Genomic DNA, 21,686 nt, shown 5'->3' on the forward strand with positions numbered 1-21,686 from the left:
CAATATGCGAATTATGACTAGTCATATGCCTAACATTACTCCTAACCCTTAATTAAGGGTGAGAAAATGTCCGGAGAATTCGGGGGCTCTTACATATCGTAACACTTAACTCATGAATACAGCACAAGCACTACTTCGTTGGTATGATAGACATCACAGGGTGTTACCGTGGCGCATAACGCCTGCACAATCTGCACAAGGGATAAGAGCTGATCCTTACAAAGTGTGGATGTCGGAAGTTATGTTGCAACAAACAACCGTTGAAGCAGTCAAAGCTTATTTTCTGAAATTCACCAAAACATGGCCGACAGTTGACGCTTTAGCCGCTGCCGATGATGATGACATCATGCGTGCATGGGCAGGACTTGGCTATTATTCCCGCGCCCGCAATTTGAAAAAATGCGCCGAACTTGTTGTCTCAGAACATGACGGACTTTTTCCGGCAAGTGCGGCCGAATTAAAAAAACTACCCGGTATTGGCGATTATACTTCTGCCGCCATTGCAGCCATTGCGTTTAACCAACCAGAAGCGGTGGTTGACGGTAATGTCGAACGCGTTGTCACCCGGCTCTATGCCATTACCACCGCATTACCACAGGCAAAGCCGCAAATACGCGAACTCACAGAAGCAATCACACCTGTTGACCGGCCTGGTGATTTTGCCCAAGCGATGATGGATTTAGGCGCAACGATTTGCACGCCTAAACGCCCTGCCTGTGCCCTATGTCCGTTAAATGATTTTTGTCTTGCCCTGAAAGATCACGATCCGGAGCATTTTCCAGTCAAAGCACCAAAGAAAGAACGCCCTGTCCGGTTGGGTGCTGCTTTTGTGGCTGAGGCCGATGACGGCTCTATTTTACTGCGCAAGCGAACCGAAAAAGGCTTACTGCAAAATATGGCCGAGGTTCCGGGATCAGTCTGGAATTCACGCATGGATGGCAGTACGGATTTAAGTGCTGCGCCTTTTCATGCCAACTGGCGTAATGCCGGCATTATTACCCATATTTTCACCCATTTTGAATTACATCTCACCGTTTACCATACAACTAGTGCCGATAAGCGTCAGGTCAATGACGGCTGGTGGTCGGCAGCGGAAATGCTGGCAGAGGAAGCCTTGCCGACCGTGATGAAAAAGGCGATTGCTGCTGCACTACCCGACATATTTAAAATTAAGGGCAAGTTCAGGAGGTAAGAAATGACTACTGCGATTAAACATATCGTTTTCGATATCGGCAGCGTATTAATTCATTATGACCCGCATTTAGGCTTTGCCGATCTGATACCTGATCAAGCTGAAAGGGATTGGTTTTTTAAAAATATCTGCACCCATGAATGGAATCTGCAACAAGACCGTGGCAGGAAATGGGAAGAAGCCGAAAATCTCCTGATTGAACAATTTCCCGATCATGAAGTACATATTAAAGGCTTTCGCCAAAATTGGCATAAAATGGTACCATATGCTTATGAGGATACGGTCACCATTTTACGTCAGCTGATTGCCGACGGACATGATGTAACCATGCTGACCAACTTTGCCTCCGACACATTTCGTGAAGCACAAGAGCGCTTTACCTTTTTGAAAGAACCGCGCGGTGCCACGGTTTCAGGCGATGTTTTCGTGATGAAGCCGGAGCGTGAGATTTACGATCTGCATGTGCGTAATTTCGATCTCGACCCCACAGTCACCCTGTTTATTGATGATAATAGAGCCAATATTGATGCGGCACTGGAAGCTGGCTGGCAAGCAATCCATTTTACTGATCCGGCCAATTTACGATCCGATCTCGCCGCCTATAAATTGACCGTTTAAAATAAGAAACGCCTGAAATTGCTTTCAGGCGTTTTTGTCTCGTTGAAATATTAAAGGGCATCAAACGCCGGCGGCAGCCATTTGCTTGCGGATTTCGCTGCGCAGATCATCAATCGGCTTCAGCACGCCATTTTCTTCATAGTGCCAGAACGTCCAGCCATTGCAGGCATCAAAGCCCTGTACCTTGGCACCCATGCGGTGGATGGAACCAGCGTCGCCACCGGTAGCCAATGTACCATCTGCGCGCACGATTGCCGCATAGCGACGACGCGCATCACACAAGACAGTGCCCGGACGCAGCATGCCTGCTTCGACCACGCTGGTGAAAGCCACACGCGGCTCAGCGCGCTTGCCGGTCATCACCTTCAATTCGGCTTTGCCCAGTGGCTCAACAGCTGCAATACGCGCAGTCGCTGCTTCGATATAATCCTGTTCGCGCTCAATACCGACAAAGTGGCGACCAAGACGTTTAGCAACTGCACCGGTTGTGCCTGAACCAAAAAACGGATCCAGAATAACATCACCCGGCTTGCTGGAGGCCATCAAAATACGCGCAAGCAGAGCTTCCGGTTTTTGTGTCGGGTGAACTTTATCGCCGTTTTCGTCTTTCAGACGTTCATGGCCGGTGCAGATAGGGAACAACCAGTCAGAGCGCATCTGCACATCATCATTGGCAGCTTTCATCGCTTCATAGTTGAAAGTATAGCCTTTACTTTTCTCGTCACGCGAAGCCCAGATCAGCGTTTCATGCGCATTCTGGAAGCGGCGGCCACGGAAATTAGGCATCGGGTTGGTTTTGCGCCAGATCACATCATTGAGCATCCAATAGCCCAGATCCTGCAACTTGGCACCAACGCGGAAAATATTATGATAGGAACCGATAACCCAGATGGTACCATTCGGCTTCAACACACGGCGGCAGGCCAAAAGCCATGCTTGTGTAAAGGCATCATAGGCCTGAAAGCTTTCAAACTGATCCCAATGATCATCAACAGCAGATACCATTGACTGATCCGGACGGTGCAAATCACCACCCAATTGCAGATTGTACGGAGGGTCTGCAAAAATAACATCAACTGAATGATCCGGCAGACGCTCAAGAGCCGCCACACAATCACCCTTGAGGATGGTATCAAGCCAGGCGGCACGAGGAGCCTCAACCGGCAATTCATTCACAAGACGGACTAAAGACATGGGATACTCGATAACTTGAGGACGCGTTACTAAACTTGGCCTTATGGTTACCGAACAGGGTAAACATCAAGTTAACGACAACCCATTGAAATTGTAAACTTTTTATTAATCAGAGTTTAAAGCCCGAGGAATGCGAGGTTCTGACCTTGATAGAAAGCGGATATAAATTTCAAAAAACTTTCAAAAGCGCTCAAATATGAATCCGACCTTCATTTTTCCAAGCGCTAAATTAACATTTAGCATTGAAAATTAGGACTTATTTAAGCCAAATCGCTCCACTATTTCACCTGTAAACAGAGAAGCATGATCCGGCCATAAGCGACGAAATATGGCCACACAAGTGAGCAGAAACTGATGATTGACTGGGTAAAGCTGCGCCACACACCTTATGTGCGCCTGCTATTCGTTCCGTTCAGATGGCGTGCGCTGGTACGAAGCAGCGAGCTGGGGCTCGTGATTGCTGCGGCTATCGTCGGTCTTATTTCTGCATTTGTGGTTGCCGCTATTAGCCAGATCTCACAGTGGCTGCATCAGGCTGTGTTTGAGATCGGCGCCGATGATCACTTAAGTGCTGCCGCCAGCAGTCTGCCATGGTCTGCTCTCATTGCCCCTATGGCAGGTGGTGTTTTGATGGGCGGCATTATCTGGGTTTTGGCCAGATGGCACAAAAAACCTATCGTCGACCCCATCGAAGCCAATGCCTTACATGGCGGGCACTTGTCGCTCACCGACAGTTTTATTCTGGTGGGGCAGAACCTTATCTCCAATGGATTTGGTGCATCGGTGGGCCTGGAAGCAGCCTTCACCCAGCTTTCCAGCGGCTTCGCTTCACGGATTGGCCGTGCATTGCAATTGCGTCGCTCGGATATGCGCACCCTTGTGGGTTGTGGTGCTGCGGCGGCGATTGCCAGTGCGTTTAATGCGCCGCTCACCGGTGCTTTTTATGCGTTTGAATTAATTATCGGCGCCTATTCGATTGCCACTTTGGCACCTGTTGTGGTTGCTGCAATCATTGGCACCTTGGTGACGCGCTCGCTGGGCAGTGCGACTATGGAAATCAATATCGGCAGTTTGGAAGCTGTTACCACCGGCGACTTCCTTCCGGCACTGATGCTCGGACTGATGTGTGCAGGCCTTGGCATTGTGGTGATGAGACTTGTTACTTATGTGGAAAAATCAGCTCGCAAAAGCTTTATACCAGCTATTTTAACCCCGATGGTCGGTGGCGCGATGGTGGGTGTGATTGCACTTTTCTCGCCACAGGTATTGGGCTCCGGCCACGGGGCTTTGCATTTTGATGTCGGCATAGAGCTTTCTTTCTTCGCCATCATCTTTCTTATCATCACCAAATCCGTTGCCTCCGCTATTTCAATCGGCTCCGGCTTTCGTGGTGGTTTGTTTTTTGCCTCCCTTTTTCTCGGTGCATTGATCGGCAAATTATTTGCCATTATTTTTGGCTTTATTCTACCAACAACGCTCACGCCCGCTGTCTATGCAGTCATCGGCATGAGTTCATTTGCCGTGGCTATTATTGGCGGTCCATTGACCATGACATTTCTGGCGCTGGAACTGACCGGTGATTTTCCGATCATGATGCTGGTGCTGGGTGCCGTACTTGCCTCCTCAATGCTAGTGCGCAAAACCTTCGGCTATTCCTTTGCGACATGGCGTTTTCATCTGCGCGGTGAGAGCATCCGCAGTGCCCATGATATTGGCTGGATACGCAATCTGACGGTCAATAAAATGATGCGTCACGACGTACGCACGGTGAATATTGATACGGACTTGCAGAAGTTTTATGAAGAGTTTCCGCTTGGCTCGACCCAGCGCGTGATCGCTGTTGATGAAACGGGACGCTATGTTGGCATGATTTCGCTGCCGGAGGTTTATTCCAGCAGCTTTGCAGATAAGGACAAAGACGGTGATTTGCGTGATTTACTGCGCTTCAAGCAAGCTTATCTGCTGCCCGAAATGAATGCCAAAGAAGCAGTATCACGCTTTGATCGCAGCGAAAGTGAAGCTTTAGCTGTCATCAACAATACGCAGGAGCGTAAAGTGATCGGCCTTCTCAGCGAAAGCCATACATTGCGTCGCTACAGCGAAGAACTTGACCGTAAACGCCGTGAGCTGGCTGGTGAGGTCTGATACATATCGTAGCTGTTTACGCATTCAGATTAGAAAAGGCTGGCGGTCTGATACCGCCTGCCCTATAGCTCACTTGCCTCATTTTTTGCCGAAACCGCACAAGGTTTGGCACAACTATCACTGATGGATCGTTTTTATGTCTGCACCTAAATTGATTATTTTCGATTGCGATGGCGTTCTCGTTGATTCAGAAATTATTGCCGCGCAAGTGCAAGCCGAACTTCTCACCGATGCCGGTTATGAGGTATCAGCCGAAGAGATGGCAGAACGATTTGCCGGTTTAACCTGGAAGAATACATTACTGGAAGTCGAGCGCCAATCCGGCCTGCCTTTTTCGGCAAGCCTGCTTGATAAAGTCAATGTCGAGCTGGATGACCGCTTAAGAAAAGAAGTGCAGATTATTGATGATATTGAAGACGTCATCAGCGCGCTCAAATATCCGTTCTGTATCGGCTCAAATTCCAGCATGGAGCGTTTGAAAATCACTCTCAACCGCACCGGCCTTTACGACCGTTTCGCACCACATATTTTCTCGGCGCCGGAAGTCGGCACTAAGAAAAGCAAACCGGCACCGGATGTTTTTCTTTATGCAGCCCAACAATTCAGCGTTGCGCCAAAGGATGTCATAGTCGTGGAAGATTCAACCCATGGCGTACAGGCAGCCCGCAGTGCCGGCATGCGCGTTATCGGCTTCACCGGCGGCGCACACAGCTATCCGGGACATGCAGACCAGCTGACCGAAGAAGGTGCTGAAACCGTCATCAGCCGTCACAAAGATTTGCTGGCAACCGTAGAAGCTTTGTCGATCTGGAGCGATGCCTGAAGCTTAAAGCATTTAAGCTCATAAAAGAAAAAGCCGGAGCAGGATTTAACCATCGCCCCGGCTTTTTAATGTCAGGTAACTTTTAAATGCCGCGCACTTAAAATGCGCGAAAATTCTTTGATCAGGCGACGCTGCGACCAGCGCTCTTTTGGGGCTGACTTAACACCACAACTGCCTCTTCAGCCTCTTCTTCACTCAGGCCGATCAAAATACGATCACCGATCATTGCCGGAATTCCCTCTTCGTCATCAAAGACGGACCACAGACCGGTAGGCTCTAAAACTGCTTCATATCGTTTATGCATAGCGATATACTAACCTATATTGGTTGACGAATATTTCATGAATGCTGCCAATGGTTCATCAGACCTTAATCACTTCAATAAAGATTTATTTATGGCACCAGTGAAATACAGCGTAGAAATGCCGACGGATATTTTACAGCTTCAGCCATATTTTTTTGCTCTGCTATAGTTCACCCGAATATTCTTTGGATTAAAACCGTTAAAGAACAAGAACTAAAAAGCGGATTTTTTCTTCTTTTTACTGCTTATGCCCATCAATCGCTGAACTTCGTTAATATTTTGTGGCTTTCCAAAATACCAGCCCTGCGCTGCAATGGATAAAGGCAGAGCTTTGAAATAAGCAGCCTGCTCTTCCGTCTCAATGCCCTCTACCACAATGCCAAGCTTGTATTCTTGTGCGATGGAAAGAATTTGCGGCACAATCGACACGGTCAAAGCGTCAGTGCCGACCGTTTGTGTGAAAGCCTTATCCATTTTAAGCGCATCCACCTGAATTTTACCAAGCAGTGCCAAACTGGAATAACCGGTGCCAAAATCATCCAAATAAATTTTATGTCCAAGAGCGCGCAGCCGTTCAATCCCTCTGAACGCATGACTGTCCGCGGCTGAACGTTCCGTCAGTTCGATGCCGATCTGATGCGGCCGAATACCCTTATTTTGAAAACGCGCTAATGCTTCGTAAAAACTTTCTTGCTGCAAATCACAGGCCGCAATATTGATATTGATCCGCAGTTGCGGGTGATCTTGTAAAATCAGCCCCATATCCGCCTGGACACGGTTCAGCACATAGCAGGTTATTCGGGTAATGAAGCCAGCTTTTTCAGCCAGTTCGATCAACGCATCAGGTGGCACATAATCATCAGGGTGCACCTCCCACCGGATTAGAGCTTCAAAAGCGATGATCTCGCCGGTTTTGACATTAACAATCGGCTGGTAGCGGACATCCAGCTCCTGCCGCGCGATCGCCCTTATCAGCTGCATGCTCAGAGTTTGTGCATTATGCGAATAACGCAACAACAACAAAGCCGCCAAGCCACCGATCACCAGGCCGAGAATTGTAAACACCGTATCAATCAGCCTATGTTTATTCTGATAGGCTTGTTGATCCGCAACCGTAATCACACAAATATATGTTTCCGGCGAGCATAGTTTATAAAAATACTGATCGTCCTCAATCCAGTTTTTTGAGCCAATAATATTATCAGGCGCTTCGATATTATTGTTTTCAGGATGATAGAAAAGCCGCACAACAGCATTAAGCGCAGGCGCTCCGGCATAGACCGAAAATCTATAATGCGGCTTCTCAAAACTTGACAATAGATCGGGATTAAAAACCACATTTGCGTTATGAATATTTAAAATAACGCCACGATTGAACGATGAGAATAAGGGCGTATCGCCATAGATAACCGACCCGTCAGCACGCAAAATGCCATGTGAATAGCTATTCCATTGCGGAATATTATTGCCCAGTAAAACCGAACATTGCAGCTTCTCATTTTTTAATCGACCAAAATCTGTAATGTAACCACTTGAGTAAATAGTATTTCTTATAAAGCGTAAATCATTAGCGGAACAAAACTCATGCGGTGATTGATTGATCTCATTGATCTTCTCTTTTGCCTGCTCCAATATTTTATTCGTCTGTCTGAGCAATTCCTGCGTATAGCTATCAGCCTCAGCACGGTTCAAATAATCATCCACATAATGGGAAAGAATTCTTGCGGAAACCGCGCATAATAAAAAAAGCCCCAAAGCGATGACTGGAACAGCATCAAATATGCCCAACAGTTTCGTTCGGATTAAAACCAATCGTTACTCTTTCAGAGAAAAAATAAATAATGAGATAAAATTATTAAAAGATAAAATAAAATATACAACCAAAGAAATTGGCCGGATAAACCATTATCCGGCCAATGACAGTATTACTTAGTATTATAAGGCCCCTCGTCGAAACCGACAAAGACCTGAATATTTTCTTTATCAGGCAATGGAATAGTTACCTGATTATCATTAAAGACAAATTGCGATGCTGTTCTGGCGCTCAATGACACCGGCTGCTGATGTAGTTTGGAATAAACCACCTTGTCGCCCTGCAATACAGCCACGCGGATCGGCATTTTGGTAGTGCCTGCATTAAATTTTGCACCTGGAACAATGCGCCCTGCGGCTGCAACTTCCATCGTCATGGTGCCGTTGCCATATTTACAAGCACGCGTCGTATCCGTGATGGTTGCCTGATAGATCAGCTGATCTGAGGTTTTCTCACTGCTTTTTGCGTATTTTGAGAAATAAGCCGTTCCTTCACGCAAAGAAACGCTCGGGCAATAAGCTCGCAATTCATCGGATGTAATGCGGTTATCTTCGGCCACATTGGTGTTTTCAGCGGCATCTTTGGTGCCGGTTGTGTTACAGCCAGCAACACCCAGCAACAATGCTGTGACAATCGCTGCACGCGTAAAGGATAATTTCTGCATCAAGCGGTCTTCCCTGCACTAATCAACCTGTTCTATACCAATGTTCTGTAGAATTTGTATATCGAACATTCTGAAAGGTTGTTTTCGTGTTTTTTAAAGCTAAGAGCAACCCCTGACGACGTGTGATATACAATTCTCTTTTATGCGATATCGCAGAAAATAGCAAAACCAAGATGCAATCGGGAACGAAGGCTGTTTTAAAATGAAATATGTAAGTACGCGGGGCGAAGCACCAGTTCTGGGTTTCAGCGATGCTTTACTGGCTGGTCTGGCTCGTGATGGCGGCCTTTATTTACCACAAGAATTTCCGCAGTTCAGCGCGGCTGAGATTCGTGCACTTCGCGGCAAATCTTATGTGGATATCGCAATCGCAGTACTCACACCTTTTATCGACGGCGAAATTCCGGCTGATGATTTCCGCAAAATGGTCGAGGAAGCCTATGGCACATTCCGCCATGATGCGGTGTGCCCTTTGGTACAAACCGGTGCTAATGAATTTGTGCTGGAACTTTTCCACGGGCCGACATTAGCGTTTAAAGACGTTGCCATGCAATTGCTGGCGCGCCTGATGGATTATACGCTGGCACAACGCGGCGAACGCGCAACAATCGTTGGCGCCACATCAGGCGACACCGGCGGCGCTGCCATTGAAGCCTTTGCCGGACGTGACCGCACCGATATTTTCATTCTGTTCCCGAATGGTCGTGTGTCTCCGGTGCAGCAACGCCAGATGACAAGTTCGACAGCCGCCAATGTCCATGCCCTTTCCATCAACGGTAATTTTGACGACTGCCAAAACCTCGTCAAAGGCATGTTCAACAATTTGAAATTCCGTGATGCCGTGTCGCTTTCCGGCGTCAACTCCATCAACTGGGCACGTATCATGCCGCAGATCGTGTATTATTTCACGTCTGCGCTTAGCCTTGGCGCGCCAGATCGCAGCGTCTCTTTCAGTGTTCCGACCGGTAATTTCGGCGATATTTTTGCGGGCTTCGTCGCTAAAAAAATGGGTCTGCCGATTGACCAGCTTCTCATTGCCACCAATGACAATGACATTCTGGCACGCACGCTTGCTGATGGTTCTTACGAAATGCGTGGTGTTGCGCAAACCACCTCGCCGTCAATGGATATTCAAATCTCGTCCAATTTCGAGCGTTTGCTGTTTGAAGCACATAATCGTGATGCAGCAGCTGTGCGTTCAATGATGGACAATTTGAAGCAATCCGACCAGTTCACTATCGAAGCTGGCGCGCTCGCACGCATCCGTGCAGAATTTGGCGCCGGACGCTCTGATGTCGATGAAACAGCGGCAATGATCCAGTCTGTATTGAAAAAAGACGGCTATTTGCTTGATCCGCATTCAGCTATCGGCGTGAAAGTTGCACGCGATTTGCACAAGTCTTCTGCCCCGATGGTATGTCTTGCCACCGCCCATCCGGCCAAATTCCCTGAAGCAGTAAAATCAGCATCCGGCATTGACCCGGCTCTTCCACACTGGTTAGCTGACCTGATGACTCGAAAAGAAAAATTTACTGTTTTGGATAATGAGCTGAAAACCGTAGAAGATTACGTGTCTGCCCACTCCAGAGCGGCTAAGCAGGGAGCTACCCGCGGATGAGTATTCAAGTTACCCGCCTGTCCAACGGGCTGACCATTGCCACGGACACAATGCCACATATTGAAAGTGTGGCATTGGGTATCTGGGTAAAAGCTGGAGCGCGCAACGAAGCGGAAAACCACCACGGCATCGCACATCTTCTAGAACATATGGCCTTTAAAGGCACAGAAAACAGATCCGCATGGCAGATTGCCGCCGATATTGAAAATGTCGGCGGTGAGATCAATGCAGCCACCAGCGTTGAAACCACCTCTTATTATGCCCGTGTTATGCGCAACGATATGCCGCTTGCCATCGACATTCTGGCCGATATCATGACCAGCTCCAAGTTCGATGAAGACGAGCTGGAGCGCGAAAAACAGGTCATTATGCAGGAAATTGGTGCCGCGCATGACACGCCTGATGATATTGTTTTTGACCGTTTCACCGAAACGGCCTACCGCCACCAACCGATTGGCCGCGCTATTTTAGGTACACCTGAAACGGTTGCCGGTTTCACCTCGGCCGATCTGCGCAGCTATATGAATGAGCAATATAGTGCTGACCGTATGGTTGTAACGGCTGCCGGTGGTGTGGATCACGACGAATTTGTGCGTGAAGTAGAACAGCGCCTTGGCAGTTTCCGCTCCACCAACACAGCACCAGTGCCAAACATTGCCACTTATGTTGGCGGTGATTTCCGCGAAGATCGTGACCTGATGGATGCACAATTGCTGTTAGGCTTTGAAGGTCGCGCCTATCATGTGCGTGATTTTTATGCCTCGCAATTGCTTTCTATGGTTCTTGGCGGCGGCATGTCCTCACGCCTTTTTCAGGAAGTGCGTGAAAAACGCGGTCTGTGCTATTCAGTCTATGCCTTCCATTGGGGCTTTTCCGATACCGGCATTTTTGGCATCCATGCGGCAACCGGCCGTGATGAAATGGTTGAGCTCGTGCCTGTCATCATTGATGAATTGCACAAAGTATCCGACCATATCAGCATTGAAGAAGTTGATCGCGCCCGCGCACAATATCGCGCCGGCCTGTTGATGGCACAAGAAAGCGCTTCCAGCCGTGCCGGACAATTGGCGCGCCAATTTATGCTTTATGGCCGCCCTGTTGACAATCAGGAGCTGATGGATCGCCTGTCGCTGATTACGCCGGAACGTCTGACCGATCTTGCCGGTCGTTTGTTTGTTGATACCAAGCCCACCATCGCAGCCGTTGGCCCGGTTGGTAAGCTGATGGACTTCGACACATTGGGCAGCTCTTTGCACAAGCGCGTAAAAAAGCCTCAATTAGCAATTTAACACATTAGAAAAGCCGGTAGCATAGCGCCGCCGGCTTTTTTAAATTCGCTTTTGACGGTTACAGGCTGAACGATATCCTCCTTAAGGCACATCCATGATAGCTTTGCCCTTCATGCGCAATAACAGCCTGAAATTACAAGGAATAAAGGTTCATATCAGAGAGCCTTATTTAAGTGATTATCAGGCATGGAAAGTGCTGCGTGAAAAAAGCAGAGCATTTTTGACGCCATGGGAGCCGACATGGACACCGGATGTATTGGAAAAAAGTGCATTCCGGCACAGAATTCGCCACTATCAGGAAGAGATAAACAAAGGTACGACCTATCCTTTCTTCATCTTTCGTAATAGTGATCAGCAATTAGTCGGCGGCATAACGCTGAATAATATCAGGCGGGGTGTTGGGCAAAACGGAATGATCGGCTACTGGAGCGGCGTTCCTTATGCAGGAAATGGCTATATGAGCGAAGCGCTTGCCTTAGTTATCCCCTTCGCATTTCAGCATCTTGGCTTGCACAGGCTTGAAGCTGCCTGTATTCCCAATAATATACGTTCGATTAGTCTTCTCGAAAAAGCTGGATTTCAGCAAGAGGGTCTTTTGCGCTCTTATCTGAAAATCAACGGAAAATGGCAGGATCATATTCTTTTATCCCTGCTTGAAAGCGATAAATACAATATCGACAACAAGGTGTAAAACAGTGCCGGCAATTAAAAGCTATCGCAACAAAGCCCTGAAAAGGCTGAATTTAATGGCTCAATTTGCTGCCTTGATGATCACGCTTGTACTGACAAGTTTTATTGCCACGCCGGCTCTTGCTGTCGAGCCCATCAAAATTTCCAAAAGTGATGTTGCTCTTGATCTCACTCGTGCTGTCGAGATCTTCCGCAATCAGGGCGAAAGCGTTCAGGTTTCAACTGCTCCCGGCCCTGATGGAATTGTGCGCCGTATTGAAGTGCAGGCTGACGGCAAAAGCCGCTCATCGGGTGACTGGGCGGCTTTTGCCATTGCCAATCCGACTGATGAGCAGATCGACCGGCTGATTGTCGCGCCGCATTTCCGCTTGGTCAATTCCGGTATTGTCTGGCCTGATCTGGGCTCCAACCGCATCAATTCTATCACGCCGAGTGAGGGTTTTGCGCTTGATCGCCAGCCAAGCCCTGATGCCGACGTGTTCCGCATCACCATCAATCCGGGCACAGTTGTTACTTTTGTTGCCGAACTTGCCTCCACCAATCTGCCACAGGTCTATCTGTGGGAGCCGGATGCTTATAAAGACACCGTTAACTCCTACACGCTTTATCGCGGCATTCTGCTTGGTATTTCCGGCCTGCTGGCCTTGTTCCTCACCATTTTGTTTGTGGTCAAAGGAACATCGCTTTTTCCGGCAACCGCAGCCCTTGCATGGGCAGTCCTTGCCTATATTTGCGTTGATTTCGGCTTCTGGACAAAGCTGATTGCCATCACTCCCGGCAATGAACAAGTCTGGCGTGCCGGCACTGAAGTTGCCCTTGCCGCCTCGCTCGTCATTTTTCTTTTTACCTATCTCAACCTCAACCGCTGGCATGACCATTTCAGCTATGGTGCGGTGACATGGGTGCTTGGCCTGTTAGCGCTTGCCGGTGTTGCTATTTTCGACCCGCCAATTGCCTCCGGTATTGCCCGTATATCACTGGCGCTCACCGTTGTCAGCGGCATCTGCCTCATCGGCTATCTGGCGCTCAAAGGCTATGACCGCGCCATTATGCTGATACCGGCATGGTTGCTTATTCTGATCTGGCTGATCGGCGGCTGGATGACAGTGACCGGCCTTGTCGATAACGATATTGTGCAGCCTGCACTCGGGGGCGGCCTCGTGCTGATCGTTCTGCTCATTGGTTTTACCGTGATGCAGCACGCTTTTGCCGGTGGCGCAATGCAGCTTGGCCTGCTCTCTGACATGGAGCGTCAGGCGCTCGCCGTGATCGGTGCCGGTGATATTGTCTGGGATTGGGATGTGCCGCGTGACCGCGTAACCACCACGCCTGATATTGCGCATTATTTAGGTAGCAGCGCCAGTTCCTTGCAAAGTGCAGTGCGCAACTGGTTGCCGGTGATGCATGGTGATGATCGTGACCGTTTCCGCGCAACATTGGACGCGCTGCTTGAAAACCGTCGCGGCAAAATCAGCCAGACCTTCCGTCTGCGCGCTAATGACGGCCATTATCACTGGTATTCGCTGCGTGCGCGTCCTGTTATCGGCCTTGATGGCGAAGTGGTGCGTTGTGTCGGCACACTTGTTAACGTCACCGAACAGAAGAAAGCCGAAGAGCGCCTGTTGCATGATGCGGTGCATGATAATCTCACCGGTCTGCCTAACCGCGAATTGTTCCTTGATCGCTTAAACAGCGTGATGAACATGGCGCAGGAAGAAATCCGCTTCCGCCCGACTGTTTTCATCATCAATATCGATCGCTTTAAGCAGGTCAATGACAGCCTCGGTATGTCGGCAGGTGACACCATCCTGCTCACAATTTCGCGCCGTCTGTTCCGCCTGCTCAAACCGCAAGATACCCTATCGCGCCTCTCCTCCGACCAGTTTGGTTTGCTGCTGGCCTCTGAAAGTGATCCGGCACGTATTGCGGCCTTTGCTGAGGCGCTGCGTCAGGCTGTGCGTGCGCCGATTGCCTATGCCAAGCGCGAAATCGTGCTGACCGCTTCTGTTGGCCTTATCAGCTGGACAAAAGCTGCCACCAGTGCCGAAAATTTCGTCAAGGATGCAGAGCTTGCCATGTATCAGGCCAAGCGCTGTGGCGGCGATAAAATCGAGCCGTTCCGTCCGGCATTGCGTGAAATCGGCAGTGATAAATTGCAGCTCGAATCTGATCTGCGCCGCGCCATTGAACGTGAGGAAATCAGCCTCGCCTATCAGCCGATCGTGCGTCTTTCAGATGGAATGGTTGCCGGTTTTGAAGCATTGATGCGTTGGGATCATCCAAGACGCGGGCCGATTTCGCCATCAGAGTTTATTCCGATTGCAGAAAATTCAGGACTCATCATCCAGCTTGGCATGTTTGCCATGCAAAAAGCAGCCGAAACTCTTTCTAACTGGCAGGAGCAATTCCCGAAATTTGATCTCTTTGTTTCGGTCAACCTCTCCAGCACGCAGCTTATCCGTCAGGATCTCATCAGTGATGTGCGTTCGGTAATCTCGCGTATTCATTTGCAACCGGGCAGTCTGAAACTGGAACTGACCGAATCCGTTTTGATGGAAAATCCTGAGCAGTCCACCCATGTGCTCAATCGTTTGAAGACAATGGGCATCGGCTTGTCACTGGATGATTTCGGCACGGGCTATTCGTCACTTTCCTATCTGACCCGCTTCCCGTTCGATATTATCAAAATCGACCGTTCTTTTGTCATCGGCGACCAGCCACAGAAAAACACGTTGCTGCGCTCCATCATCAGCATGGCACATGATCTGGGACTTGCGGTTGTAACCGAAGGCGTTGAGAGCGAGCATGATGCAGAACATCTGGCGCAGATCGGTTGCGAATATGTTCAAAGTTTCATGTTCGGTGAGCCGATGATGGTTGATGATGCGACCCTTATCCTGACCCAGCAGGGAATGGAAAAAGAACAAGCACCGGATCAGAGCACAGATGAAGAAACAATGCCAGAAGATGAACCACCGGCAGAGCAAACTGAAAAAGCTTAAATGATTTAAAAAAAACTGACCGTCTCCGGTCAGTTTTTTTGTTTCATCATTTTAAAGGCTTCAGGCTCTTCCGGCACTGGTCACAAGGCGGGAAATATCAACGCCGATTTCCGACAATAGCCGTTCATATTGGCTGCTGATATCGCCATCAAACAAAAGGGCATTATTCGCCGGACATGTCAGCCAGCCATTTTGCGCCAGTTCCGCCTCCAGCTGCCCTGCCCCCCAGCCAGAATAACCAAGCGTCATAATGGCTTGGCGCGGGCCCTTATCGTCATAAATAGCGCGGACAATATCGACCGTTGCGGTCATAGAAACATCTTCGGCAACCGGCATGGTGGAAGAAACACTATAATCACTCGAATGGATAACAAAGCCGCGATTTTTATCCACCGGCCCGCCATTGCGGATCATCAGCTTGCGTTGATGGTCAGGCAGAATAATCGCATCTTCTTCTTTGATGATACCAATCTGCTCCAGCAAATCGGTAAAGCCAATCGACTGTTGCTGATTGATGATAAAGCCCATTGCACCTTCCGGTGAATGCGCACAAATATAAACAACTGAACGAGCAAATTGCTCATCCACCATATTGGGCATGGCCAGCAAAAACTGACCATTTAAAAAACCATTTTGCAGTTCTTCAGCTTTACTAATCTTTACCTCCTGCCTTTCAACGCACAACAGGTGAGACCTTAGCTTGCCAGACTAACCGACCAACATATTACTCGTCATTTCTGATAAACCTAAACTCTGTCTTAATCGCGACCGGCTGTCAATTTTTCTGAATGCTAAAATAACTTTTAAGCGCATTCCTAAAATCGCAAGCGACAAGATTTCAAAAATTTTTACCAAAAAGATTTGTAAATATTTCACTTGAACACAAGCAGTAAACTCGACTTAACTGTTCATGATACCTATATAAGAAAGACCATATTCAGGGAGACCCAACATGACCATCAAAGTCGGCGACAAACTGCCAAATGCAACTTTCAAAGTGAAAACCAGTGACGGCGTTAAAGATGTCACCACTGATGAGGTTTTCAAGGGCAAAAAGGTTGTGCTCTTCGCAGTGCCGGGTGCTTTTACCCCAACCTGCACCATGAGCCATCTGCCGGGCTTCCTCGATAATTTTGATGCGATCAAAGCCAAAGGCGTCGACACTGTAGCCGTCACTGCCGTCAACGACGTATTTGTCATGAATGCGTGGGCAAACAGCACCGGTGCACAGGATAAAATCACATTCCTCGCCGATGGCAGCGCACAATTTGCCAAGGCAGCAGGTCTTGATATCGATTTCACCGGTGGCGGCATGGGCGTACGCTCCAAGCGCTATTCAGCCGTGATCGAAGATGGTGTGGTAAAAGTTCTCAACATTGAAGAACAGCCAGGTCAGGCGGTCACATCCGCTGCATCCGCACTGCTGGAACAGCTTTAAAAATAAAGGGCAGATCATGGATTTCATGATCTGCCCTTTTTCTTAAAAACGCCTTAGCCGCTTACTTGACTTTAAGCGATGTAAAAGCAGGCTTATAGGGTTTAAACGGCTCCATGCCTGCGCGTGCCAGTTCATCGGCGCGCTCATTTTCCGGATGCCCTGCATGGCCTTTAACCCAATGCCATTTGACATCATGCGCTTTACGCGCCTCATCCAGCTCCTGCCATAATTCGGCATTTTTAACCGGCTTTTTCGCAGCTGTCTTCCAGCCATTGCGCTTCCAGCCCTCAATCCAGCTGGAAATGCCATCACGCACATAAACGCTATCGGTATAAAGATCGACACGGCAAGGCTGTTTCAAAGCCTTGAGTGCCGAAATAGCGGCCATCAGCTCCATACGATTATTCGTCGTATCCGCTTCGCCGCCCTTCAGCTCTTTTTCATTACCATTCCAACGCAGCACAACGCCCCAGCCCCCCGGTCCCGGATTGCCTGAACATGCACCATCAGTGAAAGCCTGTATCTCTTTCACGCCTGCTCTCCGCTTGTTACAACGAGACGGGGCAAGCCATATTCGCAGGCATTTTCCACCTGACGGTGGAAGCGCAATTTGCGCACATATTCCATCGGGTCTTTTTTAACCACGAAAGTGCCATCCGGTACTGTCAGCCAGTCATAAAGACGGGTGAGCATGAAACGCAGGGCAGCACCGCGTGAAAGCACCGGCAAAGCTTCTGTCTCAGCAACAGACAATGGCCGCACCGAATTATACCCGCGCAGCAACGCAGCACCCTTGGTTTGGTTATAAGAGTGGTCTTTTTCAAAGCACCATGCATTGAGACATACAGCAACATCATAGGCCAGAATATCCGTACAGGCGAAATAGAAGTCGATAAAGCCTGACAATTTGCCATTCAGAAAGAAGACATTATCCGGAAACAGATCGGCATGGATAACACCGCGTGGCAAATCTTGCGGCCAGCTGGCTTCCAGATAGGCTAAATCCGCTTCCACTTCATCGATAAGAGCTGGCTCGATCTTATCGGCATGAGCCAAAGATTGCTGCCATAATGGCCGCCAATTATCGACAGTTAAGCCATTCTTACGCTCCATAGTGAAGCTTTGACCGGCCAGATGCATTTGAGCCAGGCCGACACCCAATGCTTCGCAATGTTCAGCGGCAGGTTTACGCAGCCACATGCCTTCCAAAAAGGTGACAATAGCGGCCGGACGGCCAGCCAGTTCACCAATCATCTCGCCATTACCGGCAACAACCGGCTGCGGGCATTCCAATCCTTCAGCAGAAAGATGCTGCATGAGTTTTAAGAAAAACGGCAATTCCTGCGGGTTTACCCGCTTTTCATAAAGGGTCAGAATAAAAGCGCCAGCCGTCGTATGAAGCAGATAATTGGTGTTTTCGACACCTTCAGCAATGCCCTTATAAGAAGTCAGCGTGCCGATATTGTAATTGCTTAAAAACGCAGCAAGCTCGACTTCATTAATATCCGTGTAAACGGCCATAAATATTCTTCCCCTCAGCCAAGCTTGTGCTCAACTGTTATCAGTCTTTTTCAATTAGCGCTCACCGTTAACGAATGCCATGTCCTGCACGGTCAGATCAACATCACGCAACTGACGATTCACCAAAAAGTTTTCAGTTTCAACCGTTGTGATGGCCAGCTCGATCTGCACTTCAAAACGCGATTTAAACGCTTCGATAATCTCGTTAACAATGATTTCCGGCGCAGATGCACCAGCAGACAGGCCAAGCACTGAAATATTGCCAAGGCCATCCCAGTCAATTTCGTCGGCACGCTGCACCAGCAAAGATTTTTTCGCCCCCGCCCGTTCAGCAACCTCCACCAAGCGCTTGGAGTTGGATGAGTTAGGCGCACCAACAATCAAGAACAAATCACAACCCGGAGCTGCCTCTTTCACGGCTTCCTGACGATTGGTCGTCGCATAGCAGATAGATTCGGCAGCAGGTGCCAACAGGTTTGGAAAGCGTTTTTGTAGCTCGGCAACAATGCCCGCCGTATCATCCACCGACAATGTGGTCTGCGTGACAAAGCCCAGATTATCAGGATCAGCAAATACACAATTACGGGCATCTTCAACGGTTTCAACCAGTGTGACCGCGCCTTCCGGCAACTGCCCCATAGTGCCGATAACTTCCGGATGGCCGGAATGGCCGATCAGAATGACATGACGCCCCTGACGCTCATGACGCATAGCTTGCTTGTGCACTTTGGATACAAGCGGACATGTTGCATCCAGATAGAAAAGATTTTTAGCTTCCGCATCTGCCGGCACCGATTGCGGCACGCCATGCGCTGAAAAAACCACCGGCTGTTCGCGATGTTCAAGCGGAATTTCATGCAGTTCTTCAACAAAAACCGCACCACGTGCTTGCAGACCTTCAACCACGTAACGGTTATGCACGATTTCATGACGCACATAGACCGGCGCGCCATATTTTTTCAAAGCCAGAATGACGATCTGAATAGCGCGGTCAACACCAGCGCAAAAACCGCGTGGGCCACAGAGACGAATTTCCAGTTTCGGGCGCTGTTCCACGTTTAAGGACATAATCATGATCTCTTCATTCAAGGCGTCATCAACCGTGCTTTGCTGAGCCAGCAAAACAATCTATTCAGGAGTTGGGCTTAGCGCCGCTAAAAGTCAAGCTTTAAGCGTGATTATGACGTGGTTTTAGGATAGCGCCAACGCCACAGATAAGCCCCCACCACTGCGGTGAGTGCCAAAGCCAGACCATACCATGTGACGGCATATTCCAGATGCTTGTTCGGCAGCTCAATATTAGTGACGCCCCCCATCGGCAAAATACCGGGATTGGGTGTATCATCAGCATCAATAAAGAAAGGAACCAGTGTTTCCAGATCAGGCACACCACCGGTTTCCGCCATCACAGCCCAGTCTTTCCAATAAAAGATATTTTGTGCCGGATCATTATCAGGCACAAAACTGGAGGGTTTCACCTCAAGACGATCACGCGCCAGCCCTGTAATCGTCACGGGGCCATCCAATTGCCCTTCAAGTCGTGTTTGCGGATCTTTACGGCCATAAGGCACAAAGCCGCGATTGATCAGCACAAAACGCCCGTCTTCCATCTGCATCGGCGTATAGACATAAAATCCGGCCTCACCTTTAAAGGTCGCCAGAAAATGCCTCTCGCCCTCATGCATGAATGTACCGGTGACCATGACCGGCCGATATTCAACGCTGCCCGTCTGTTTTAAAATATCTTCCATCACGGCCACCGAAACCGGTGGCGCTTTGATATTTTCAGTAATGGAAGCCAGCAGTTGCTCTTTCCAGAACAGGCGCTTGACCTGCCATGTGCCAAGGCTCAGCAAAATCCCTAAACAGATAAGATAGACAACAATCACGCCCCACGGAAATCTGCGTGTGTCGGGCTTGCAGCGTTTGGTGACCTGCATACTATTGTCCATTATCAGTGTGTTTATCATCAAGCTGGCCGGAAGCGGCTTTATGCTTGAATTGCAGCGTAATCAGCACGCCTTTGAGCCAGCGCACCAAAACCAGACTCAAAACAATCGCCAAAGGTATGGAGATAATCAGATGCAGCCAAAGTGGCGGCTGAAAATTCGTCTCAAGCCAAAGCGCCAGTCCCAGCACAATAAAACCGATAATGAGAATGACAAAAACCACCGGCCCGTCACCGGAATCTGCAAAGGAATAATCCTGTCCGCAGACATGGCAGGATTTAGCGACCTTCAAAAAGCCGTTGAATAATTTGCCCTCACCGCAATTCGGGCACCGGCCTAAAATACCGGCTTTAATCGGATCAACACCGTTACCAGTGGAATGGTTATGCTTTGTCATGAACTTCATCTCCCATGGTCTTTTTGCGCCTTATTATTGCGCCACGCAAGACTGCCGCATTAAAAAAGGCGGCTCGTGTCACCACAGCCGCCCTTTGATTTTAAACAAATCAATCTTAGTGATGGATCACACCACCCCAGCTTCCCCATACATACATGGTGAAGAAGAGGAACAGCCAGACCACGTCCACAAAGTGCCAGTACCAGGCAGCAGCTTCAAAACCGAAATGGTTCTTGCCGTCAAAATCACCGCGGATGGCGCGGAACAAGCAAACAGCCAGAAACACTGTACCAATGAATACGTGGAACCCGTGGAAACCGGTCGCCATGAAGAAGGTGGCACCATAGATCGAATCTTTGAAGCCGAATGGCGCATAGGCATATTCATAAGCCTGTACGAAGGAGAACAACACGCCAAGCGCGACTGTAAGTGCCAAGCCTGCAATCATACCGGTGCGATCTTTGACCAGCATTGCATGATGTGCCCATGTCAATGTTGTGCCTGAAAGCAGCAGAATGATGGTGTTATAAAGCGGCAGATGCAGCGGATCGAGCACTTCAATGCCCTGCGGAGGCCATATGCCGCCGGTATAAGCAGCGCGCGCAACTTGCTCGGCATCATTTGGGAAAAGGCTTGCATCAAAAAATGCCCAGAACCAAGCGGCAAAGAACATCACTTCGGAAGCGATGAACATGATCATGCCGTAGCGCAGGTGGATCGACACCACGCGGGTGTGATGGCCTTCTTTGCCTTCTTTGATCGTATCGCTCCACCAGCCATACATGCAGTAGAGAACGATGGCGATACCCATGACAAACAGCCATGGTGTCACCAGATTGATACCGAACAGGTGCAGTTCACCGGCATTCAGGTAGCGCATATATGCAATGCCGCCAAGCGCCAGCACAAAGGCACCGACCGAACCGATAAACGGCCACGGGCTTGGTGCTATGATATGGTAATCATGATTTTTCTGATGGGTATCAGCCATGTCTCTCCCCAGAGCTCCTCTGAATGCTTACTCGCAAA

General features: G+C 49.1%; 20 protein-coding genes. 9 read left to right on the forward strand and 11 right to left on the reverse strand.

Translation table 11 applies throughout. The features are described from left to right. Positions 1–112: 112 nt before the first annotated feature. Both mutY and FHS77_RS11320 read left to right on the forward strand, forming a co-directional pair. On the forward strand, positions 113–1,192 hold the full coding sequence (gene mutY, locus FHS77_RS11315) for an A/G-specific adenine glycosylase (protein WP_184223421.1): 1,080 nt from the start codon (positions 113–115) through the stop codon (positions 1,190–1,192). A 3-nt stretch (positions 1,193–1,195) separates the two neighbouring features. Next, entirely contained in the window at positions 1,196–1,810 is a 615-nt protein-coding gene (locus FHS77_RS11320; RefSeq protein ID WP_184223423.1) for an HAD family hydrolase, read from the forward strand. 60 nt (positions 1,811–1,870) lie between these two features. Here FHS77_RS11320 and FHS77_RS11325 read toward each other — a convergent pair whose 3' ends face one another. After that, a complete protein-coding gene (locus tag FHS77_RS11325) occupies positions 1,871–3,004 on the reverse strand; it encodes a site-specific DNA-methyltransferase (RefSeq protein WP_184223426.1) in 1,134 nt (377 codons plus the stop codon). A 357-nt stretch (positions 3,005–3,361) separates the two neighbouring features. Between FHS77_RS11325 and FHS77_RS11330 the strand changes: the two genes are divergently transcribed. Both FHS77_RS11330 and FHS77_RS11335 read left to right on the forward strand, forming a co-directional pair. Beyond that, positions 3,362–5,149 (forward strand): chloride channel protein, encoded by a 1,788-nt coding sequence (locus FHS77_RS11330; RefSeq protein WP_184223578.1) that lies wholly within the window; start codon positions 3,362–3,364, stop codon positions 5,147–5,149. 136 nt (positions 5,150–5,285) lie between these two features. Then, on the forward strand, positions 5,286–5,972 hold the full coding sequence (locus tag FHS77_RS11335) for an HAD family hydrolase (protein WP_184223428.1): 687 nt from the start codon (positions 5,286–5,288) through the stop codon (positions 5,970–5,972). 121 nt (positions 5,973–6,093) lie between these two features. On the opposite strand, the gene FHS77_RS11340 is transcribed toward FHS77_RS11335, so the two are convergent. The 3 genes from FHS77_RS11340 to FHS77_RS11350 form a co-directional block, all read right to left on the reverse strand. Next, positions 6,094–6,276: a hypothetical protein gene (locus tag FHS77_RS11340; RefSeq protein WP_184223430.1), complete on the reverse strand. Its 183-nt coding sequence runs from the start codon at positions 6,274–6,276 to the stop codon at positions 6,094–6,096. 213 nt (positions 6,277–6,489) lie between these two features. Then, positions 6,490–7,968, reverse strand: a complete 1,479-nt coding sequence (locus FHS77_RS11345) for an EAL domain-containing protein (RefSeq protein WP_184223432.1) — start codon at positions 7,966–7,968, stop codon at positions 6,490–6,492. Positions 7,969–8,201: 233 nt separating this feature from the next. Further along, the gene (locus FHS77_RS11350) at positions 8,202–8,753 is read right to left on the reverse strand and encodes a hypothetical protein (RefSeq protein ID WP_184223434.1); all 552 of its coding nucleotides are present in this window, start codon (positions 8,751–8,753) and stop codon (positions 8,202–8,204) included. Positions 8,754–8,955: 202 nt separating this feature from the next. On the opposite strand from FHS77_RS11350, the gene thrC reads away from it, so the two are divergent. From thrC to FHS77_RS11370, 4 genes are all read left to right on the forward strand, one after another. Then, the gene (gene thrC, locus FHS77_RS11355) at positions 8,956–10,371 is read left to right on the forward strand and encodes a threonine synthase (RefSeq protein WP_184223437.1); all 1,416 of its coding nucleotides are present in this window, start codon (positions 8,956–8,958) and stop codon (positions 10,369–10,371) included. After that, positions 10,368–11,660 (forward strand): M16 family metallopeptidase, encoded by a 1,293-nt coding sequence (locus tag FHS77_RS11360; protein WP_184223439.1) that lies wholly within the window; start codon positions 10,368–10,370, stop codon positions 11,658–11,660. The genes thrC and FHS77_RS11360 overlap by 4 nt, the downstream gene beginning before the upstream one ends. A 94-nt stretch (positions 11,661–11,754) precedes the next feature. Next, on the forward strand, positions 11,755–12,351 hold the full coding sequence (locus FHS77_RS11365) for a GNAT family N-acetyltransferase (protein ID WP_184223441.1): 597 nt from the start codon (positions 11,755–11,757) through the stop codon (positions 12,349–12,351). Positions 12,352–12,406: 55 nt separating this feature from the next. Beyond that, positions 12,407–15,352, forward strand: coding sequence for an EAL domain-containing protein (locus FHS77_RS11370; protein WP_184223443.1), 2,946 nt, complete (start codon positions 12,407–12,409; stop codon positions 15,350–15,352). Positions 15,353–15,412: 60 nt separating this feature from the next. Here FHS77_RS11370 and FHS77_RS11375 read toward each other — a convergent pair whose 3' ends face one another. Continuing rightward, positions 15,413–16,009, reverse strand: a complete 597-nt coding sequence (locus FHS77_RS11375; protein ID WP_184223580.1) for a YqgE/AlgH family protein — start codon at positions 16,007–16,009, stop codon at positions 15,413–15,415. A 295-nt stretch (positions 16,010–16,304) separates the two neighbouring features. Between FHS77_RS11375 and FHS77_RS11380 the strand changes: the two genes are divergently transcribed. Continuing rightward, positions 16,305–16,790 carry a peroxiredoxin gene (locus FHS77_RS11380; RefSeq protein ID WP_184223444.1) on the forward strand — a complete coding sequence of 162 codons (486 nt, stop codon included), beginning with the start codon at positions 16,305–16,307 and terminating at the stop codon, positions 16,788–16,790. Between the two features lie 61 nt (positions 16,791–16,851). On the opposite strand, the gene rnhA is transcribed toward FHS77_RS11380, so the two are convergent. The 6 genes from rnhA to FHS77_RS11410 form a co-directional block, all read right to left on the reverse strand. Beyond that, complete coding sequence (gene rnhA / locus FHS77_RS11385) at positions 16,852–17,322, reverse strand: ribonuclease HI (RefSeq protein WP_184223446.1); 471 nt, start codon at positions 17,320–17,322, stop codon at positions 16,852–16,854. After that, positions 17,319–18,311 carry a homoserine kinase gene (locus FHS77_RS11390; RefSeq protein WP_184223448.1) on the reverse strand — a complete coding sequence of 331 codons (993 nt, stop codon included), beginning with the start codon at positions 18,309–18,311 and terminating at the stop codon, positions 17,319–17,321. The genes rnhA and FHS77_RS11390 overlap by 4 nt, the downstream gene beginning before the upstream one ends. 54 nt (positions 18,312–18,365) lie before the next feature. Then, positions 18,366–19,379: a 4-hydroxy-3-methylbut-2-enyl diphosphate reductase gene (ispH, locus tag FHS77_RS11395; protein WP_184223450.1), complete on the reverse strand. Its 1,014-nt coding sequence runs from the start codon at positions 19,377–19,379 to the stop codon at positions 18,366–18,368. A gap of 110 nt (positions 19,380–19,489) precedes the next feature. After that, positions 19,490–20,251, reverse strand: a complete 762-nt coding sequence (locus FHS77_RS11400; protein ID WP_184223452.1) for an SURF1 family protein — start codon at positions 20,249–20,251, stop codon at positions 19,490–19,492. Position 20,252: 1 nt separating this feature from the next. Continuing rightward, on the reverse strand, positions 20,253–20,657 hold the full coding sequence (locus tag FHS77_RS11405; protein ID WP_184223454.1) for a DUF983 domain-containing protein: 405 nt from the start codon (positions 20,655–20,657) through the stop codon (positions 20,253–20,255). A gap of 115 nt (positions 20,658–20,772) precedes the next feature. Further along, entirely contained in the window at positions 20,773–21,648 is an 876-nt protein-coding gene (locus tag FHS77_RS11410) for a cytochrome c oxidase subunit 3 (protein WP_184223456.1), read from the reverse strand. Positions 21,649–21,686 lie beyond the last annotated feature (38 nt).

This window comes from Paenochrobactrum gallinarii, assembly GCF_014205685.1.
GTDB lineage: Bacteria > Pseudomonadota > Alphaproteobacteria > Rhizobiales > Rhizobiaceae > Paenochrobactrum > Paenochrobactrum gallinarii.

Bases quoted from the DNA above. Each gene is read 5' to 3' on its own strand.
- FHS77_RS11410 (WP_184223456.1), bottom strand. From the start codon at position 21,648: ATGGCTGATACCCATCAGAAAAATCATGATTACCATATCATAGCACCA.
- FHS77_RS11405 (WP_184223454.1), bottom strand. From the start codon at position 20,657: ATGACAAAGCATAACCATTCCACTGGTAACGGTGTTGATCCGATTAAA.
- ispH (WP_184223450.1), bottom strand. From the start codon at position 19,379: ATGTCCTTAAACGTGGAACAGCGCCCGAAACTGGAAATTCGTCTCTGT.
- mutY (WP_184223421.1), top strand. From the start codon at position 113: ATGAATACAGCACAAGCACTACTTCGTTGGTATGATAGACATCACAGG.
- FHS77_RS11325 (WP_184223426.1), bottom strand. From the start codon at position 3,004: ATGTCTTTAGTCCGTCTTGTGAATGAATTGCCGGTTGAGGCTCCTCGT.
- FHS77_RS11320 (WP_184223423.1), top strand. From the start codon at position 1,196: ATGACTACTGCGATTAAACATATCGTTTTCGATATCGGCAGCGTATTA.
- FHS77_RS11350 (WP_184223434.1), bottom strand. From the start codon at position 8,753: ATGCAGAAATTATCCTTTACGCGTGCAGCGATTGTCACAGCATTGTTG.
- FHS77_RS11380 (WP_184223444.1), top strand. From the start codon at position 16,305: ATGACCATCAAAGTCGGCGACAAACTGCCAAATGCAACTTTCAAAGTG.
- FHS77_RS11335 (WP_184223428.1), top strand. From the start codon at position 5,286: ATGTCTGCACCTAAATTGATTATTTTCGATTGCGATGGCGTTCTCGTT.
- thrC (WP_184223437.1), top strand. From the start codon at position 8,956: ATGAAATATGTAAGTACGCGGGGCGAAGCACCAGTTCTGGGTTTCAGC.
- FHS77_RS11370 (WP_184223443.1), top strand. From the start codon at position 12,407: ATGGCTCAATTTGCTGCCTTGATGATCACGCTTGTACTGACAAGTTTT.
- FHS77_RS11340 (WP_184223430.1), bottom strand. From the start codon at position 6,276: ATGCATAAACGATATGAAGCAGTTTTAGAGCCTACCGGTCTGTGGTCC.
- FHS77_RS11400 (WP_184223452.1), bottom strand. From the start codon at position 20,251: ATGCAGGTCACCAAACGCTGCAAGCCCGACACACGCAGATTTCCGTGG.
- FHS77_RS11360 (WP_184223439.1), top strand. From the start codon at position 10,368: ATGAGTATTCAAGTTACCCGCCTGTCCAACGGGCTGACCATTGCCACG.
- FHS77_RS11390 (WP_184223448.1), bottom strand. From the start codon at position 18,311: ATGGCCGTTTACACGGATATTAATGAAGTCGAGCTTGCTGCGTTTTTA.
- FHS77_RS11365 (WP_184223441.1), top strand. From the start codon at position 11,755: ATGATAGCTTTGCCCTTCATGCGCAATAACAGCCTGAAATTACAAGGA.